Origin of the sequence: Klebsiella sp. CTHL.F3a (assembly GCF_019890895.1) — a bacterium.
Classification (GTDB): Bacteria; Pseudomonadota; Gammaproteobacteria; order Enterobacterales; family Enterobacteriaceae; genus Klebsiella; species Klebsiella grimontii.
In genome coordinates this window covers 5,587,208-5,603,925 of the sequence record NZ_CP082360.1, presented here as the reverse complement: position 1 = coordinate 5,603,925, position 16,718 = coordinate 5,587,208, and the positions used below count along the sequence as shown (strand labels likewise).

The 16,718-nt window shown below is 56.3% G+C and carries 18 protein-coding genes and 1 riboswitch; of the genes, 4 read left to right on the top strand and 14 right to left on the bottom strand.

Features of this window, described 5'->3' with window-relative positions; genetic code table 11:
- Positions 1 to 155 precede the first annotated feature (155 nt).
- From K7H21_RS26260 to K7H21_RS26235, 6 genes are all read right to left on the bottom strand, one after another.
- Complete coding sequence (locus K7H21_RS26260; RefSeq protein WP_004127729.1) at positions 156 to 980, bottom strand: PTS system mannose/fructose/sorbose family transporter subunit IID; 825 nt, start codon at positions 978 to 980, stop codon at positions 156 to 158.
- Positions 981 to 991: 11 nt separating this feature from the next.
- Positions 992 to 1,789 carry a PTS mannose/fructose/sorbose transporter subunit IIC gene (locus tag K7H21_RS26255; RefSeq protein ID WP_087829627.1) on the bottom strand — a complete coding sequence of 266 codons (798 nt, stop codon included), beginning with the start codon at positions 1,787 to 1,789 and terminating at the stop codon, positions 992 to 994.
- Between the two features lie 186 nt (positions 1,790 to 1,975).
- Positions 1,976 to 2,470, bottom strand: coding sequence for a mannose/fructose/sorbose PTS transporter subunit IIB (locus K7H21_RS26250; protein ID WP_004127734.1), 495 nt, complete (start codon positions 2,468 to 2,470; stop codon positions 1,976 to 1,978).
- Complete coding sequence (locus K7H21_RS26245; RefSeq protein ID WP_014227521.1) at positions 2,470 to 2,877, bottom strand: mannose/fructose/sorbose PTS transporter subunit IIA; 408 nt, start codon at positions 2,875 to 2,877, stop codon at positions 2,470 to 2,472. Before K7H21_RS26245 ends, K7H21_RS26250 begins: the two co-directional genes overlap by 1 nt.
- 9 nt (positions 2,878 to 2,886) lie before the next feature.
- Positions 2,887 to 3,690, bottom strand: coding sequence for an SDR family oxidoreductase (locus tag K7H21_RS26240; RefSeq protein ID WP_004127739.1), 804 nt, complete (start codon positions 3,688 to 3,690; stop codon positions 2,887 to 2,889).
- Positions 3,691 to 3,760: 70 nt separating this feature from the next.
- Positions 3,761 to 4,708, bottom strand: a complete 948-nt coding sequence (locus tag K7H21_RS26235; RefSeq protein ID WP_087829630.1) for a sugar-binding transcriptional regulator — start codon at positions 4,706 to 4,708, stop codon at positions 3,761 to 3,763.
- 348 nt (positions 4,709 to 5,056) lie between these two features.
- Between K7H21_RS26235 and rluF the strand changes: the two genes are divergently transcribed.
- A complete protein-coding gene (gene rluF, locus K7H21_RS26230; RefSeq protein ID WP_123828576.1) occupies positions 5,057 to 5,929 on the top strand; it encodes a 23S rRNA pseudouridine(2604) synthase RluF in 873 nt (290 codons plus the stop codon).
- Here rluF and K7H21_RS26225 read toward each other — a convergent pair.
- The 4 genes from K7H21_RS26225 to K7H21_RS26210 form a co-directional block, all read right to left on the bottom strand.
- The gene (locus K7H21_RS26225) at positions 5,926 to 6,198 is read right to left on the bottom strand and encodes a YjbD family protein (protein WP_004127746.1); all 273 of its coding nucleotides are present in this window, start codon (positions 6,196 to 6,198) and stop codon (positions 5,926 to 5,928) included. The two genes, rluF and K7H21_RS26225, sit on opposite strands and share 4 nt — an antisense overlap.
- Before the next feature lie 182 nt (positions 6,199 to 6,380).
- A complete protein-coding gene (gene panS, locus K7H21_RS26220) occupies positions 6,381 to 7,325 on the bottom strand; it encodes a ketopantoate/pantoate/pantothenate transporter PanS (RefSeq protein WP_004127747.1) in 945 nt (314 codons plus the stop codon).
- A gap of 111 nt (positions 7,326 to 7,436) precedes the next feature.
- Complete coding sequence (gene rtcR, locus K7H21_RS26215) at positions 7,437 to 9,017, bottom strand: RNA repair transcriptional activator RtcR (protein ID WP_142468474.1); 1,581 nt, start codon at positions 9,015 to 9,017, stop codon at positions 7,437 to 7,439.
- A gap of 105 nt (positions 9,018 to 9,122) precedes the next feature.
- Positions 9,123 to 9,326 carry a hypothetical protein gene (locus K7H21_RS26210; RefSeq protein WP_075208534.1) on the bottom strand — a complete coding sequence of 68 codons (204 nt, stop codon included), beginning with the start codon at positions 9,324 to 9,326 and terminating at the stop codon, positions 9,123 to 9,125.
- 138 nt (positions 9,327 to 9,464) lie between these two features.
- Between K7H21_RS26210 and K7H21_RS26205 the strand changes: the two genes are divergently transcribed.
- Positions 9,465 to 10,592: a slipin family protein gene (locus K7H21_RS26205; RefSeq protein ID WP_049115445.1), complete on the top strand. Its 1,128-nt coding sequence runs from the start codon at positions 9,465 to 9,467 to the stop codon at positions 10,590 to 10,592.
- A 5-nt stretch (positions 10,593 to 10,597) separates the two neighbouring features.
- Positions 10,598 to 11,386 (top strand): nucleotidyltransferase domain-containing protein, encoded by a 789-nt coding sequence (locus tag K7H21_RS26200; protein ID WP_223035468.1) that lies wholly within the window; start codon positions 10,598 to 10,600, stop codon positions 11,384 to 11,386.
- Positions 11,387 to 11,425: 39 nt separating this feature from the next.
- Here K7H21_RS26200 and lysC read toward each other — a convergent pair whose 3' ends face one another.
- Positions 11,426 to 12,775, bottom strand: a complete 1,350-nt coding sequence (gene lysC / locus K7H21_RS26195; protein ID WP_004127755.1) for a lysine-sensitive aspartokinase 3 — start codon at positions 12,773 to 12,775, stop codon at positions 11,426 to 11,428.
- Positions 12,776 to 12,955: 180 nt separating this feature from the next.
- Positions 12,956 to 13,189, bottom strand: a riboswitch (Lysine riboswitch).
- A 352-nt stretch (positions 13,190 to 13,541) separates the two neighbouring features.
- Here lysC and pgi point away from each other — a divergent pair.
- On the top strand, positions 13,542 to 15,191 hold the full coding sequence (gene pgi, locus K7H21_RS26190) for a glucose-6-phosphate isomerase (protein WP_087829637.1): 1,650 nt from the start codon (positions 13,542 to 13,544) through the stop codon (positions 15,189 to 15,191).
- Between the two features lie 45 nt (positions 15,192 to 15,236).
- On the opposite strand, the gene K7H21_RS26185 is transcribed toward pgi, so the two are convergent.
- The 3 genes from K7H21_RS26185 to K7H21_RS26175 form a co-directional block, all read right to left on the bottom strand.
- Positions 15,237 to 15,692: an acyltransferase gene (locus K7H21_RS26185; RefSeq protein ID WP_004097740.1), complete on the bottom strand. Its 456-nt coding sequence runs from the start codon at positions 15,690 to 15,692 to the stop codon at positions 15,237 to 15,239.
- 8 nt (positions 15,693 to 15,700) lie between these two features.
- On the bottom strand, positions 15,701 to 16,210 hold the full coding sequence (locus K7H21_RS26180) for a GNAT family N-acetyltransferase (protein ID WP_004127761.1): 510 nt from the start codon (positions 16,208 to 16,210) through the stop codon (positions 15,701 to 15,703).
- Between the two features lie 110 nt (positions 16,211 to 16,320).
- Positions 16,321 to 16,698: a Rid family detoxifying hydrolase gene (locus K7H21_RS26175; protein WP_117077261.1), complete on the bottom strand. Its 378-nt coding sequence runs from the start codon at positions 16,696 to 16,698 to the stop codon at positions 16,321 to 16,323.
- Between the last annotated feature and the right edge of the window lie 20 nt (positions 16,699 to 16,718).

Sequence of the window (16,718 nt, the reverse complement as noted above, 5' to 3'; positions counted from 1 at the left end):
ATCTTTCGCATTACGGCTGTGTTGGCTTTCTTCACGCCCTGGTCACGCAGTGAATCTACGCTCCCAGGGATACGTTCGGTTGCCGCTTTGCCGTACTGCGCAATCTGTTGGGGCTAACTTGTTGAAGTAGCCCCGGCATCGCCGGGGCGGAATAATCAGGACAGGAAGCCCAGCGCGTTACCGATAATCCCCAAACCGAAGAGGGCGAAAATCAGCCATACTGGGTTCACTTTCTTATTAAGCAGACGCACCATCAGCAGCGTCAGGCCCAAAGCCAGCAGCCCGGGGCAGAGCTGATCGAGGATGTTCTGTACGGTCATGGTGACGGTCGAGCCATCGGCGCCCGGCGTTTGCGAGACCACCAGCGGTACGTTGATAGTGGTCCACTTGGTGACCAACACGCCCATCACAAACAGGCCAAGAATGGAGGCGCCTTCGGTCAGCTTTTGCAGCAGGTTGCCGCCCATATCGCTGACGATATTGACCCCTTTACGGAAGCCAAGCTGCAGCCCGTACCACTTCATCGCCAGACGTACTGCGTTGAAAATGAAGAAGAATAGCAGGGGGCCAAGAATATTCCCGGAGAGCGCCAGCGAGGCGCCGAGGGCGGCGGTAATTGGCCGCAGCGTGCCCCATACCAGCGGGTCGCCCACGCCGGCCAGCGGCCCCATCAGACCCACTTTGATCCCGTTGATGGCGCCATCGTCAATAGCGGCGCCGTTAGCCCGCGCTTCCTCCATCGCGGCGGTCACGCCAATCACCGGCCCGCACACCGCCGGGGTGGTGTTAAAGAACACCAGATGGCGCTTCAGCGCGGCGACCTGATCCTCCTTCAGCGGGTAGAGGCGCTTGATGGCCGGGATCATGTCGTAGCAGAAGCCAAGCCCGTGAATACGTTCGAAGTTGAATGACGCCTGCTGCAGGTTGGAGCGCAGAAACATGCTCACCAGGTCGCCTTGGGTAATTTTTCTCTGTTCCATGTTGGGCTCCTTCAGTCGTCAAGCTGGTCAAGGGCAGTGGAAGAGGTGGCGGCTGCCTGCGCTTCAGGTTTACGCCACTGCGGATTAAGCTGGATATAAATCAGCGCGATGATGACCCCCACGCCGCCGAAGGCCAGCAGGCTAAAGTCGAGATATCCCCCTGCGAGGAAGCCGAGGAAGAAGAAGGGCATCAGATACTTCACGCCCATCATGCGTAGCACCATGGCGTAGCCGACCACCACGATAAAACCGCCGGCGATTTGCAGACCGCGGGTGACGAATTCCGGGATGGCGTTGAGCATATTGCTGACCATATCCGCGCTGACGAACAGCGAAACCACCAGCGCGGGGATAGCAACGCGCAGCGCCTGTACACCCAACGCCGATACGTGCAGCAGATCGATTGTCCCGAAGCGCGCTTCTTCTGCTGCCTTATCCGCCGCGTGCTGGAACACCACGGTAATGGTGCGGGCGAACACGGTGAGCACCTGACCCGCCGCGGCGACCGGCAGCGCAATCGCTATTCCGGTAGCGATGCTTTGCTGGCCCACGATCACCAGGATGGCGGAGATAATGCTGGCTAACGCTGAATCCGGGGACTGCGCCGCGCCGACGTTCATCCAGCCGAGCGCGATCAGCTCCAGCGTCCCGCCGAGCATAATCCCGGTTTTTAAATCACCGAGAATTAAGCCAATCACGGTACAGGCGATTAATGGGCGGTGAGTCTGGAATTCATCCAGCACGCTGCCCATCCCGGCAATACAGGAAAAAATAAATATGGCGATGATTTGTAGGGTACTTATTTCCATAATTTGTCACCTTGAGGGTATAGAAATCCCTGCCTTTTACGGCATTTACACGATGTTCTTCAGGCTGCCTCTTTGTTGACTGCATTCTCTCGCCCCAGTCACATAGTTAGCTATACTGCTGGTGACTCGCTCATTTGTCGCCGCGATGCATCCAGAATGACAGTGTGTAATAAAAGGCGCGTTTTATTATTCTGTAACGGACTGCTCTGCTATTTTTTCGAGAATATTAACCGACGGATCCGAGGCTACGACGCGTAAATCAAGCTTAACGCCCAGCTTATCTAACTGCTGAAAGGCATTAATATCCGCTGCGTCTAATGAGACCGCTTTGGTTAACTGTTTTTTACCCGGTCGCCAGGCCATGCCGCCAATATTCAGGGTGGCTATTTTGACGCCCTGCTGCACCATGGTTAATACGTCCTGCGGATTAGTGAATAAATAAAAAACCGTTTCGTCCTGATATTGCGGGTTGTGATAAACGGCGACGGCTTTCTCGATATTCACCACATTGACCTTCATGCCCGGCGGCGCGGCCTGGCGAAGCAGCGTGCGGCGAACGTCGTCGTTATACACGTCGTCATTACAGATAATGATACGCTGGGCGTTGGCCACTTTTGACCAAACGGTGGTGACCTGGCCGTGAATCAGGCGGTCATCAATGCGTGCGAGCGTAATGTTCATCAGAAATCCTCCTCAACGGTTTCCGGCTGTCGCCAGGTGACGCAGCACTGGCTGGCGATAGTCTCAAGATGTTGGCACAGTGCTTCTGCATTCATCGTTTGCTGGTTATCGACCAGCTCCAGAGCCAGCGGTAGCGACAGGCCGCTGATGACCCGAAGCTGCGGGTTGCGCATCGCCAGGCCGGCGGCGGCGTTCCACGGGCTGCCGCACTGTAGATCGACGGCGATGAGCCACTCCTCCTCTTTGTGAGTACTTACCAACTTTTCAAGCTTATCGGCGATATCGCCCGCGTTTTCCCCCGGTACAAACGCCACGGCGCTGACGTGGACATCGCCGTAAACCATGCGCACCGAGTCGAGCATGGCGCAGGCCAGCTGACCGTGAGCGCAGAAGATGACGTTAACCATGTTTCCCCCTTAGCCGCGCGTTTTGCCGCCCGCAATGTTAGTGGTTACTCCGGTAATGTAGCTGGCGCGCTCTGAGAGCAGATAGCAAACAAAATCAGCAACTTCACTGAGACGGCCGGAGCGACCAACAGGGATCGCATTTTTGCTATAGCCTTCGCGCAGCTGTTCTACAGTGATATTGCGGGTCCAGGCCAGCGCCTCTTCATATTCCGGGGTACGCAGCCCGGTTTTTTCCAGAATACCCGGCGCGACGCCTACAACGCGAATACCGTGTTTGCCCAGCTCTTTCGACCAGGAGCGGGTAAAGCTGTTCAGCGCGGCCTTGGTCGCGGCGTAGCAGCTCTGGCCTTCAGAGCCTTCGAGACCGCTTTCCGACGAGACGTTAACAATCACGCCGCTGCGCTGTTTCACCATCTGGCGCGCCACCGCCTGCGACATCAGGAAAACGCCTTTCTGGTTGATATTGACCATTTTTTCGAATGCCGCTTCATTTAATTCATAGCGACCGGACGGCGCTTTCTCATCCACTAATAAACGCGGGAAATTGACGCCGGCGTTATTGACTAAACCATCAATGCGGCCAAAGCGCTGAATAATACTCTCGACGGTTTTATTCACTTCGCTGGCGCTGGAAATATCGGTTGGCCAGAAATTATAATTATCGCGATTCTGATGTTTGTCGCCGCCGTGAATATCGCTCATCTGCACGTTGGCGCCCTGGGCTAATAACTCATCGACAATCGCCAGGCCGATTCCTGATGCGCCGCCGGTCACGATAATTATTTTGTCTTTTAAATTTAACCATGTATTCATTATCGACTCCTGTTTCTTTAGATAAAGGGATCCCCCGCAGCAGCGCTGCGTGAAATCATATTCTTGACATTTACTTCAGTAATGACTCAGCGGTTTCTCGATTCGTCACCAGACAATTAATGTAATGACCGTTTAAGGCGCCAAGAATCCCGGCGTATTTCTCCTCGCCCATGGCGATACCCACCGAGTAGCGCGCCTGCTTGAGTTTCGCCATCTCGATAGAGAGCGTTTTTTCGCTCATGGCGGTTTCGACCAGCGCGCCATCAATGTTGTAAAAACGCGAACAGATATCGCCGGCGACCTGGCGAGCGTTGAGATCGTCGCTCTCTTCACTGCCGTAAAATGCATGCCAGTTGGCGCCGTCGCGGATCGCCGGAGAACCAATGCCCACCAGCGCGACGTCCAGGTTATCCCAGTAGGAGGCAATCGTTTTAAAATGCCGGGACTGCATAATACCGTTGCGAATTAATGTGTTATCCAGCAGTGCCGGAAAATCGGCGAGATGCGATTCCGCTTTCAGCTTCGCCGCGGCGCCGTAGGTCAGCGTATTCACGTGGTAGCGGCTCTCCAGCTTGCCGGAGGGGCCGCCGATAATCGGCACGCAGATAACCTGACGGGACTGGCTGGCCTGTGGCAGATTCTCCACCAGCGCGCGCACCGCCCGACCCCAGGAGAAGCCGACGATATCGCCCGGCTCTAGCAGCCTGTCGACCAATTGCGCGCCATGCAGGCCGATTAGATTGAGCTGATCCTCCTCCAGCAGTGAGTTGCAGGCCGCCACTACCGCCTCTTTGAGACCGAATTTTTGTTTTAGCTGCTGCTCAAGCCACAGATTTTCGTTGTAGTCGTAGTTGATGGCGATAGTGACGATGCCCTGCTCGCGGCCGCGCTTCAGCATACGGCTGATAGTGGTGCGGTATATCCCCAGCTCGCGGGCAATCTGCGCCTGGGTCATATCCTGCTCATAGTAGAGCTGGGCGATTTTCACGATCAGACGAATATCGTCGCTGTTTTCCATCGTCACTGTCGGCTCCTGCACATTTGTGCAAATGGGAGAGTTGCTGTCATGATCTGATATAACCCCATCAGCGACCCGCTTCAAAGAAATTTTCCTCTATTTCATGAAGATGTTCCGACCATTTCTGTTGCACATTTGCGTTGCTTACCGGTGGTTTATGGCACCTTTGTGCTGGACGTGATAAGAGCCTGATTCTGCTTTGTTTCGCCGGGCAAAGTTGCCGGGCTTTCATGGGCACACTTTTGTGTTGAAAGGCGGAGCAGATCACACTTAGTGTCAGGCGACGAGAGCGCGATTCTTTTTTATCGCCCGTAAGGTAGGGTATATTTCGCTTTTACAGGAGATTTTATGCTGCCCGACTCATCAACCCGACTTAATAAATACATCAGCGAAAGCGGAATTTGCTCGCGTCGTGAAGCCGATCGCTTTATCGAACAAGGCAACGTTTTTATCAACGGCAAGCGCGCCACCATCGGCGACCAGGTTAAAGCTGGCGACGTGGTAAAGGTCAATGGCCGGTTGATTGAGCCGCGCGAAGCGGACGATCTGGTCCTGATTGCGCTGAATAAACCGGTTGGCATCGTCAGCACCACCGAAGACGGCGAGCGCGATAACATCGTGGATTTCGTTAACCACAGTAAACGCGTTTTCCCCATCGGTCGCCTGGATAAAGACTCCCAGGGGCTGATCTTTCTGACCAACCATGGCGATCTGGTGAATAAAATCCTGCGCGCCGGTAACGATCACGAAAAAGAGTATATGGTCACCGTTGATAAGCCGGTGACCGATGAGTTTATCCGCGGCATGGGGGCGGGCGTACCGATTCTCGGCACGGTGACGAAGAAGTGCAAAGTGAAAAAAGAAGCGCCGTTTGTGTTCCGCATTACCCTGGTACAGGGGCTGAATCGCCAGATCCGCCGGATGTGCGAACACTTTGGCTATGAAGTGACGAAGCTTGAGCGGACGCGGATCATGAACGTCAGCCTGACGGGGATCCCGCTGGGAGAGTGGCGCGATCTGACCGACGATGAGCTGATCGATCTTTTCAAACTGATTGAAAACTCGTCTTCAGAAGCGAAACCGAAGGCAAAAGCGAAGCCGAAAACGGCCGGCATCAAGCGCCCGGTGGTGGCGATTGAAAAAACCAGCGACAAGTCCTCCCGCCCGGCGTCAAACGGCAAACGCTTTACCGCGCCGGGGCGCAAGAAGAAAGGGCGTTAACGTCTGCCGCGCGTCGGGGTATTTGCCGACCAGGAAAACGAGGCCTCTGCATCCGGTTTATACGCCTGCTTTTTCTTCAGCTGGCGAGCTTTTTTTGCCTCGGTTTCCCGCTGAAGCATCAGCTTATCGATGTACTCTTTTTTCACGCTATTGGCTTCCGCGTTAGTCAGCGGACGGCCATGGGCGATGCGCGCGCGGTCGAGCAGGGTTTTCAGTTCGCGCTGTTCGCGCTCGGTCATCTCTTTTTGCGTGATGCGGGGGAGTGCCATAGTGGTGCCCTCAATTAGCCTGTGGTTTCAGTGTACGGTATTGGGGCTGACGTCTCACGGTAAATTGTTGTGCCTCGCAGAAAATCCCGGAGGCGGCGCTGCGCGCCTGTCCGGCGACAAAACCCGCAAGCTGCACGGACCGTAGCCCGGCTAAGCGCAGCGCAAGCCGGGAAAATTACGGGTTATTCGCGCTCTTTTACCGTTTTACGCGATTTATCAACAATAGGCTTCCCTGACCAGTAACCGGCCAGCAGCGAGCCGGACAGGTTGTGCCAGACCGAGAACAGCGCGCCGGGCAGCGCGGCCAGCGGGCCAAAGTAGATTTTCCCCAGCGCGGCGGCAAGGCCAGAGTTCTGCATTCCCACCTCGATCGCCAGCGTGCGGCAGGTGGATTCGTCAAAGCCAAACAGCCGTCCGCCCCAGTAGCCGCCGAGCAGGCCGATGGTGTTATGCAGGATGACGGCGATAATCACCACAAAGCCTACGGAAGCGATATGCGATGCGGAACCGGCCACCACGGCGCAGATAATCGCCAGAATGCAGACCATCGAAAAGGCCGGCAGGAACGGCTCCACCGCCTTCACCACTTTCGGCAGCAGATGGTGCACTACCAGCCCCAGCGCAATCGGGATCACCACGATTTGCAGAATGCTGAGCAGCATCCCCATCACGTCCACCTGAATATGCGCATCCACGTACAGACGCGTCAGCAGCGGGGTGGCGACCACCCCAACCAGCGTGGAAACCGATGAGATGGTGACTGAGAGCGCGACGTCGCCTTTTGCCAGAAAGATCATCACGTTGGATGCCGTACCGCTGGCGACGCTGCCGACCAGCACCATCCCGGCGGAGAGCTCGGGCGGCATGTGAAAAATCAGCGCCAGCAGCCAGGCGGCGAGCGGCATCACCAGGTAGTGGAGAAAAATGCCGGCGGCGACCGGCGCGGGGCGGGAAAGCACGCGCTTAAAATCGTCGACTTTCAGATGCACGCCCATGCCGAACATAATCAGCATCAGCAGCGTCGGGACCCACGGGCCAACGGGGGTAAAAGTGGATGGCGTGTAATAGGCGATAACCGAGAGCAGCAGCGCCCATAATGGGAACAGCCGCGTAAGCGTGGCGAGCATGTTGTTTTCCTTGCACGTAAGTTGTGTTTGCTTGTTATAGACCGGCCGGGATCGAGCCCGGCCATCGCTATTGTTTATCGTGCTAAGACATATTATTCAAACAAATTATGCTCATGTTCCGCTGCGGATAAGCTCCCAGCTGAGTCCGAAGCGCGCTAAATATTTGCGCAAGCGGTCGGCATCGTTAGGGTTGGCCTTTTTTTGCCGGGAGACGGCGAACAGCTCGCGTCCGGCTTCGGAGAGCGAAGCGCTGCGTTGGCAGACCTCCAGCACCGTTTCCAGCTGGCGGCGATCGAACAGATCGATTTCCAGCGCAATATCAGGAGAAGATGTCGTGAGCTGCCAGCTCTCTTTCAGCAGCATTATCTCCTCTTCCGCAACGGCTAGCGTAATGCGCCCCTGCTCGGCCAGGGTCGCCATGCGCGCCACGGACGAGCTGAGCTCGCGAAAATTGCCGCGCCATTGCGCCTGCGGCGAACAGGCAAAAGCCAGATAGCGTTCGCGGGCGTCTTTATCGAAGCGGATCTGCGTCTGCCGCTCGTTGGCCAGTCGCCGTAATTCATACTCCACGTTCGGCGCAATATCTTCCCGCCGCTGCGCCAGGCCGGGGAGGGCAAAGCGCCACATATTGATGCGCGCATAAAGATCTTCGCGAAAGCGCCCCTCCGCCACCCACTGCTGCATATCGCGATGCGTGCCGGCGATCAGCTGGAAGTCGCTGTGCACCTCTTTATCCGAACCAAACGGGAAAAAGGTTTTTTCTTCGATGGCCTTCAGCAGCATGGCCTGCTCATCCAGCCCCAGCTCGGCTATTTCATCGAGAAACAGTACGCCGCCGTCGGCTTCGCGTAATAGCCCGGCGCGAGGCGTCACCGCGCCGGTAAACGCGCCTTTGACATGACCAAACAGCGTGGACATGGCGTTATCGCCGCGCAGCGTGGCGCAGTTCACCGCCGTGAATTTTCCCGCCACCCGATGCCGCGACTGACGAAGCTGAAAAATACGTTTGGCGAGGACGGATTTACCGGCGCCCGTTGGGCCGGTAAGCAGGATCGGATCGGTCGATCGGATCGCCACGCGCTCAATACGATCGATAAGTGCGTTGAACGTCGCGTTCCGCGTCTCGATACCTGCCTTCAGGAAGGAGACGGACTGCTGCTGCTCGCGCTGAAAGCGGCTGGTGAGCGCAGCATAGCGGCTTAAGTCCAGATCGATCACCGAGTAAATACCGGCGGCGACGGCTTCATCCGCTGCGCCTTTCGGCGCAGGGCTGGTCTGCAGCAGGCTGGCGGGAAGGTAGCGCGCTTCGGTCAGCAGGAACCAGCAGATCTGCGCCACGTGGGTCCCGGTGGTGATATGCACCAGATACTCTTCGTTTTCGGTATCAAAGCGATAGCGGTTGGCGAAGTCGAGAAACGCCGCGTAGACCTCTTCAAAATCCCAGGGATCGTTGATTTCAACCGTATGCGGATGGACTTCGGTATGCGGCGAAAGCTGTGCGATATCGTCAATCAGCTTTTGCGCCATATTTTCATCACGCGGCTGGTGGAGAAGCTCCAGCCTGTCGACAGGAAAATCGGCCTGCTGGCATAGCCCCACGGTGGGCCGCCATTTTTTAAAACGGTTCGCTCGCTTGCCGCGTTTATCCAGTACCGTTCCGAGGACGCCAATCACCACTCGCCGCTTTTTCATGTTTATCCCAAAAGATAATTGTTGATATTTAAAGATAAAAAAACCTGTCGGCGGGAGCAAGCGCTACGGTGTGCTTTGAAAATAAAAACCTTATTAATCAATTTTTTAAAAAACAACTTTCGCCATTGTTGTTTTTGGCACGCATCTGGCAATAGTCCTTTCGTCACGACGCTGAAGACGCAGGGGGTTAAACCCCGCCGGCACGCCAGGAACGGTACAGACCGTTTTTCGGGCGCGTTCCGTCAGCCGATGACCACCAATGGGTTCGATTCCCGATTTCATCTCCAATGAAAACTGGTTGTTAATCATAAAAATACACCGGGGTTGTGCGCAGTCGGCACTCCCCAAAGCAGGCCGCCGGTAAAGGCGCCGTGCCGCAGGTAAAAGGGAGTTCCCCTGCGGCTTCGCCCCTGCACCCGCGCCTGATTAATTGTTAAGGAATAAAAAATGACGAAAAAAATTACGGTACGTAAAGGTCAGCTTGGCCTTTTATCCCGCCAGGGCGACTACTATCAGGTTCTGGAAGCGGGCGAGCACCGCCTGCCGTGGTTCAACGTTCCTGACGTGCTGATCGTAAACCGGGACGGCAGCGAGGTGCCGGAAGCGCTGGCGGAGTATTTACGGCGCTTTCAGCCTGAATGGGTTGAACGCTACTGCCTGGCGGCGGATTTGACGGATATCGAAACCGGGGCGCTGTATGCCAACGGTGTGCTGCAGGAAATTTTACCGCCTTCGACGCGCCGGCTGTACTGGTCCGCCGGTGACGAGATGCGGCTGCTACGTATCGATACCCGGCAGGTTGCGGTTCCGGCTGACATCATGAATGCGGTGCTGCAGCCGCGACGTCACGGGGCGGTAAAAGGCCGCGAAGCGATCCTCACCGTATCGGTGCCGGCGTGGCACGTCGGGGTGCTGAAAATCGACGGCGAGACACAATCGCTGCTGCAGCCTGGCCTGAGCGCGTACTGGAAGGTCAATCACCTGGTGGAAGCGGAAGTGGTCGATACCCGCCTGCAGGTGCTGGAGGTTGGCGGCCAGGAGATTCTGACCAAAGATAAAGTGAACCTGCGTTTAAATCTGGCGGCGAACTGGCGCTACAGCGATGTGCTGCAGGCTTTTGGACAGCTGACGAAGCCGCTGGACCATCTGTATCGCGAGCTGCAGTTTGCGCTGCGTGAAGCCGTCGGAACACGAACGCTGGATGCGCTGCTGGAAGATAAGAAAATCATTGATGAGGTGGTAAGCGCGCAGGTCACCGAGCGCATGGCGGCATTTGGTATCGACGTCGCGTCGCTGGGCGTGAAGGATATTGTGCTGCCCGGCGACATGAAAGCCATTTTGTCGCAGCTGGTGGAGGCGGAGAAATCGGCGCAGGCGAACGTGATCCGCCGGCGTGAAGAGACCGCGGCGACGCGCTCGTTGCTCAACACTGCGAAGGTGATGGAAAACAATCCGGTGGCGTTGCGTTTAAAAGAGCTGGAAACGCTGGAAAGAGTGGCGGAGCGTATCGATAAAATCTCGGTCTTTGGCGGTCTGGACCAGGTGCTGCATGGCCTGGTGAATCTAAAAGGATAATGAAAATGACGTATCACGGTGTGAACGCCGCCATGCGCCATAAGGTGCAGCGGCAGTTAAACGACGTGGAGCGGCGCTACGGCGTCAGGGTGCTCTACGCCTGCGAGTCCGGCAGCCGGGGCTGGGGCTTTGCTTCGCCGGACAGCGATTATGATGTGCGGTTTCTCTACGTTCATTCGCTGGAGTGGTATCTGCGGGTGGACGCGCAGCGCGATGTTATCGAGCTGCCCATCGACGATGAGCTGGACGTCTGCGGCTGGGAGTGGCGCAAAGCGCTGGGTCTGTTGAAAGGGGCGAACCCGACGCTGATCGAATGGCTGGATTCACCGGTGGTGTATCGGCAGGATGATGCGACGGTTCAGGCGCTTAAAAAACTCATCCCGCATTGGTTTTCTCCGGTTCGCGCCCGCTGGCATTACTACTCGATGGCCAGGAAAAATTTTCGCGGCTATCTGCAAGGCGAACAGGTGCGGCTGAAAAAGTACTTTTACGTATTGCGCCCGCTGCTGGCCGTCCGCTGGGTTGAGGCGGGAAAAGGCGTGCCGCCGATGCGCTTTGATGAACTGCTGGCGGGAAGCGAGCTGGAAACGGGTCTACGTGCGGAAATAGACGAGCTGCTGGAGCGTAAACAGCGTGCGGGAGAGGCGGAAAACGGCCCGCGTCGACCGCTGCTGCACGCGTTTATTCAGTCCGAGCTGCTCAGGGGCGCAATCCCGCCAGCGCTGCCGGAGAGCCGGAGCGGTGATGTCAGGGAGTTGGACAGATTGCTGATCACCACGGTGATGGGAAACTAAAAATGGCCCGGCAGAAATGGCGGGCCATTTTATTCGCTATTACTCGAACAGATTATGATGCAGCTTCTGCACCACTTTTTCGGCATCCGCTCCCGGTACCAGGAAGCACAGGTTATGGCTGGATGCGCCGTAGCAAATCATACGAATATTAAACGGGTCCAGTACGCCAAACACCTCTTTACCGACGCCGCACGCCTTCGACAGCTCATTACCAATGATGGCGACCAGCGCCAGATCCTGCTCGACCTCAACGCGGCACAGAGAGGAAAGTTCGGTCAGCAACCCCTGGGTGAGCAGGGTATCGCCAGCCGACGTCGAACCGGTGGTATCCATGGTCAGCGCCACGCTCACTTCCGAAGTGGTGATCAGATCGACGGAGATACTGTGACGCGCCAGAATACTGAATACCTCGGCCAGAAAACCGCGTGAATGCAGCATATTCAGGCTGTGCAGGGTTAGCAGCGTCTGCTTGCGGCGCAGCGCCAGCGCGCGGAACAGCGGCGGGTTTTCGGTGTTTTTGCACACCAGCGTGCCGCCGGCTTTCGGCTCTTTGCTGGAGCCGACGAATACCGGAATATCGCTGCGCACGGCGGGGAGCAGGGTGGCCGGATGCAGGACCTTCGCGCCAAAGGTCGCCATTTCCGCCGCTTCTTCAAAAGCGATAACGTCAATGCGTTTGGCCGCCGGGGCGACGCGCGGGTCGGTGGTATAGATACCCGGAACATCGGTCCAGATATCGACGCGGGTGGCGTTTAGCGCTTCGCCGAGCAGCGCGGCGGTATAGTCGCTGCCGCCGCGGCCCAGGGTGGTGGTACGGCCTTTGGCTTCGCTGCCGATAAAGCCCTGGGTGATCACCAGCCCTTCCGCAAGGCGCGGGGTCAGCTGCTGCTGGGTTAATTCAGATAAGGCGGCGATATCCGGTTCCGCACGGCCAAAGCGGTCGTTGGTGCGCATAATTTTGCGTACATCGAACCACTGGGCGGCGATACCGCGCTCGCGCAGGATCTCGACAAACAGCAGGGTAGACATCAGTTCGCCGTGGCTGACCAGCTCGTCGGTTAACGCGGTTGAGCTGGCCAGGGAGGCGGCTTCCGCCAGGGTGGTGATATTTTCCAGCAGGCGCTCAATTTCATCGCGAATAACGTTGGGATAGCGCAGACGCTCCAGAATATTGAACTGGATTTGACGCATGGCATCGAGCTTCGCGAAACGTTCGCCGGGTTCCAGCCCTTCCGCTAATGCGACCAGCAGGTTGGTCACGCCCGCTGAGGCGGAAAGCACCACCACGCGGGTATTGGCATCCAGCAGCGCGACGTCTACGCTGCGGTTCATGGCATCAAAATCGGCAACGCTGGTGCCGCCGAATTTGGCTACAACTAAATCTGTCATAACAACCTCGTGTCAGGGGGCCTGACTTATTAAAACGATTCCAGAAAACCAATCCTGGCGGGGCTGGACGCAGCCGGATTGCAATAAAATGTCTTAATAAGCCAGGCCAAATTATTCAGCCATGGCACAAGGGAAGAGCGAAAAACAGGGTGGGCGCAGAGCGATAAACAAACTACGATGTCACCCAGAAGTGCTCCACCTTGTAGACCCGCTTGCCGATGCTGTGCATCAGATGGCGAGTATGAAACGCCCGACTGCGAACGTTTCTGGTGACAACCCAGGGGATTCAGCCCCTGTGGCCGGTGATGAGCGTAACCAGACGCTTATTCACCTCGGCGTTGCTCCCCCTCACGTATTTTCCCCGGACTGGCTCCTCCAATACGGTTACCTGGGCAACGCACCTCTTCTGGCAATTACCGACGTCTTTCACTTTGCCTGGGGGACGCGGGACATTATACCCCCCTACAATACCCTTTCGCTGTAGCGTGAAATGCGCGATCCATACATATCTACGTATACGTAGGTACTGCCGTTATATAAAGGCTTCAGGCGAAGTATGTCAACGTCAGGGTTATGCGGATTTTTCATGCGCGGGTCGCTGACAGAAAAAAGCCTTATGATGTCTATACTATCAGGGGCATTTTGCGCCAAATCGGCCCAATTTCTGACGCGTATCATCGGCATAACATAAAAATCATCACAATTTTTCGTCACCGGCGCTACAATCGACCGCAGTCACAATTCTCAAATCAGAAGAGTATTGCTAATGAAAAACATCAACCCAACGCAGACCTCTGCCTGGCAGGCATTACAGAAACACTTTGATGAAATGAAAGACGTTACCATCGCGGATCTGTTCGCGAAGGATAGCGATCGTTTCTCTAAATTCTCCGCCACGTTCGACGATCTGATGCTGGTGGATTTTTCCAAAAACCGCATCACCGAAGAGACGCTGGCAAAACTGCAGGACCTGGCCAAAGAGACCTTCCTGGCAGACGCCATTAAATCCATGTTCTCCGGCGAGAAGATTAACCGTACGGAAGATCGCGCGGTGCTGCACGTTGCGCTGCGTAACCGCAGCAATACTCCGATTCTGGTTGATGGCAAAGACGTGATGCCGGAAGTGAACGCCGTGCTTGAGAAGATGAAAACCTTCTCCGAAGCCATTATCTCCGGCAGCTGGAAAGGCTACACCGGTAAAGCGATTACCGACGTCGTCAACATCGGTATCGGCGGCTCCGACCTCGGCCCGTTCATGGTGACCGAAGCGCTGCGCCCGTATAAAAATCACCTGAATATGCACTTTGTTTCCAACGTCGATGGGACCCACATCGCCGAAGTGCTGAAAACGGTGAACCCGGAAACCACGCTGTTCCTGGTGGCGTCGAAAACCTTTACCACTCAGGAAACGATGACCAACGCTCACAGCGCGCGCGACTGGTTCCTGGCGACCGCCGGCGATGAGAAACACGTAGCGAAACACTTCGCCGCGCTCTCCACCAATGGTAAAGCGGTGGGCGAGTTCGGTATTGATACCGCTAATATGTTTGAGTTCTGGGACTGGGTTGGCGGCCGTTACTCTCTGTGGTCAGCCATCGGCCTGTCCATCATCCTGTCCGTGGGCTTCGACAATTTTGTTGAACTGCTCTCCGGCGCGCATGCGATGGACAAACACTTCTCCACGACCGCGCCTGAGAAAAACCTGCCGGTGCTGCTGGCGCTGATTGGTATCTGGTACAACAACTTCTTCGGCGCTGAAACCGAAGCGATTCTGCCGTACGACCAGTATATGCACCGCTTTGCAGCCTACTTCCAGCAGGGCAACATGGAATCCAACGGTAAATACGTTGACCGTAACGGCAACGCCGTGGATTACCAGACTGGCCCAATCATCTGGGGCGAGCCGGGCACCAACGGTCAGCACGCGTTCTACCAGCTGATTCACCAGGGGACCAAAATGGTGCCTTGCGACTTTATCGCCCCGGCGATTACCCACAACCCGCTGTCCGACCACCATCCGAAGCTGCTGTCTAACTTCTTTGCGCAGACCGAAGCGCTGGCGTTTGGTAAATCCCGCGAAGTGGTCGAGCAGGAATATCGCGATCAGGGTAAAGATCCGGCGACCCTGGAACACGTTGTGCCGTTCAAAGTGTTTGAAGGCAACCGCCCAACCAACTCCATCCTGCTGCGTGAAATTACGCCGTTCAGCCTGGGCGCGCTGATTGCCCTGTATGAGCACAAAATCTTCACCCAGGGCGTGATTATGAACATCTTCACCTTCGATCAGTGGGGCGTTGAGCTGGGCAAACAGCTGGCTAACCGCATCCTGCCGGAGCTGAAAGATGGTTCCGAAGTGAGCAGCCACGACAGCTCCACTAACGGTCTGATTAACCGCTATAAATCCTGGCGCGCATAATCGCTAAAACGTTCGCAATGCCGGCCCATGTGGTCGGCATTTTTGTTATAGCCGGCGCAGCAGCTTTGCCGGGTTCCCGGCCCACACGCCTTTCTCAGTAATGGATTTTGTCACCACGCTGCCCGCGCCGATCACGACCCCATCGCAGATGCTGACCGCCAGAATGGTTGCGCCGCTGCCGATAGACACATCGTTGCCAATCACAATTCTTCCCCAGCTCTCGCGGTCGGCGTTGGGTTTGCCTTCGCGGAACATATCGTTGGCGAACATCACGCCGTGGCCGATAAAGCAGCGCTCGCCGATGGTCACGTACTCGCAGATAAAGGTGTGGGACTGAATTTTGCTGTCGTTGCCGATGCGGGTATGACCCTGAATCTCCACAAATGGCCCGACGAAGACGTTATCGCCAAGCGTGCAGTCGTAGAGGTTGGCGGGTTGGTAAATCACCACGTTTTCGCCGCTGGCGACGTTGCGAATGGCGGTTTCACGAAGGGTATGCATGCTGCCTCTCAGATTGGTTTAGCCAGAATATGGAGTGTGCTTTGCTGGGTTGCAGAATGAAATGCCACATCCTTCACGTGCTGCATCCCCTGGCGTTCATAAAAACGGCGGGCGCGGGTATTCGCGGCGAGCACTTCCAGCCATAGCCAGCTTTCACCCGTCTCTTTCGCTCGCGTCTCGACGGCGCGGAAAATCTGCTCGCCGTAACGATGCCCGGTGGCGTCAGGCAGTAGATAGAGCTTATGTAGCAGCGCGCCGGATGGACCCCCGGGATCAATATTCTGACCACAGGCGTATTTAGCAAAGCCGACAGGGCGCGCGGCTTCCGCAATCAACCAGCAGCACTGCGGATCGGCCAGGCTGGGCGCCAACGCGGCCATGGAATACTCTTGCTGCAGGTAGTGCTCCATTTCCTCGGCGTTGTGCCAGAGATGGGTAAAGTGGTGGCGGTAACTGACGTTGGCCATTTCGTTGAGTAAAGCCGCATCTTCCGGACGTCCAATACGAATCTTTAGCATTCTGCGTTCCTCGCAAAGAAGTGGCGATATTTTGCCCGTAAACTTCGCTGCGGGTAAACCTCAAAAGTGGGGGGTAAGACGTTGCCGGAGGAGGACCTCCGGCAGGGGGATTAGGCGACGGCGATGGCTTCGATCTCAATGCCCGCATCTTTAGGCAGTCTGGCGACTTCAACGCAAGAGCGGGCTGGAAAGTCCGCGTTGTGTTCGGCGAAGAACGCTTCATAAACCGCGTTGATGGTGGCGAAGTCATTCAGATCCTTGACGAAGACCATCGTCTTAACGATGTTTTTCACCTGCAAACCCGCCGCTTCAACGATAGCCTTAACGTTATCCAGCGACTGTCGCGTCTGCTGAGCGATGTCGTCAGGCATGGTGCCGTCTTGCGGATTGACCGGGAGCTGCCCCGAGGTCATCGTCATGGTACCCAGGTTTACCCCCTGAACATACGGACCAATGGCGGCAGGCGCAGCGGCAGTGGTAATTATCATTCTGTTGATTCCTTCTGATA

Excerpts from the sequence above, each read along its gene's own strand:
- K7H21_RS26225 (WP_004127746.1), bottom strand. The coding sequence starts at position 6,198 with ATGGCACTCCCCCGCATCACGCAAAAAGAGATGACCGAGCGCGAACAG.
- K7H21_RS26210 (WP_075208534.1), bottom strand. The coding sequence starts at position 9,326 with ATGATTAACAACCAGTTTTCATTGGAGATGAAATCGGGAATCGAACCC.
- K7H21_RS26180 (WP_004127761.1), bottom strand. The coding sequence starts at position 16,210 with ATGCTAAAGATTCGTATTGGACGTCCGGAAGATGCGGCTTTACTCAAC.
- K7H21_RS26260 (WP_004127729.1), bottom strand. The coding sequence starts at position 980 with ATGGAACAGAGAAAAATTACCCAAGGCGACCTGGTGAGCATGTTTCTG.
- rluF (WP_123828576.1), top strand. The coding sequence starts at position 5,057 with ATGCTGCCCGACTCATCAACCCGACTTAATAAATACATCAGCGAAAGC.
- K7H21_RS26185 (WP_004097740.1), bottom strand. The coding sequence starts at position 15,692 with ATGCATACCCTTCGTGAAACCGCCATTCGCAACGTCGCCAGCGGCGAA.
- K7H21_RS26175 (WP_117077261.1), bottom strand. The coding sequence starts at position 16,698 with ATGATAATTACCACTGCCGCTGCGCCTGCCGCCATTGGTCCGTATGTT.
- K7H21_RS26255 (WP_087829627.1), bottom strand. The coding sequence starts at position 1,789 with ATGGAAATAAGTACCCTACAAATCATCGCCATATTTATTTTTTCCTGT.
- K7H21_RS26205 (WP_049115445.1), top strand. The coding sequence starts at position 9,465 with ATGACGAAAAAAATTACGGTACGTAAAGGTCAGCTTGGCCTTTTATCC.
- pgi (WP_087829637.1), top strand. The coding sequence starts at position 13,542 with ATGAAAAACATCAACCCAACGCAGACCTCTGCCTGGCAGGCATTACAG.
- K7H21_RS26200 (WP_223035468.1), top strand. The coding sequence starts at position 10,598 with ATGACGTATCACGGTGTGAACGCCGCCATGCGCCATAAGGTGCAGCGG.
- K7H21_RS26235 (WP_087829630.1), bottom strand. The coding sequence starts at position 4,708 with ATGGAAAACAGCGACGATATTCGTCTGATCGTGAAAATCGCCCAGCTC.
- K7H21_RS26240 (WP_004127739.1), bottom strand. The coding sequence starts at position 3,690 with ATGAATACATGGTTAAATTTAAAAGACAAAATAATTATCGTGACCGGC.
- K7H21_RS26250 (WP_004127734.1), bottom strand. The coding sequence starts at position 2,470 with ATGAACATTACGCTCGCACGCATTGATGACCGCCTGATTCACGGCCAG.
- lysC (WP_004127755.1), bottom strand. The coding sequence starts at position 12,775 with ATGACAGATTTAGTTGTAGCCAAATTCGGCGGCACCAGCGTTGCCGAT.
- panS (WP_004127747.1), bottom strand. The coding sequence starts at position 7,325 with ATGCTCGCCACGCTTACGCGGCTGTTCCCATTATGGGCGCTGCTGCTC.
- rtcR (WP_142468474.1), bottom strand. The coding sequence starts at position 9,017 with ATGAAAAAGCGGCGAGTGGTGATTGGCGTCCTCGGAACGGTACTGGAT.
- K7H21_RS26245 (WP_014227521.1), bottom strand. The coding sequence starts at position 2,877 with ATGGTTAACGTCATCTTCTGCGCTCACGGTCAGCTGGCCTGCGCCATG.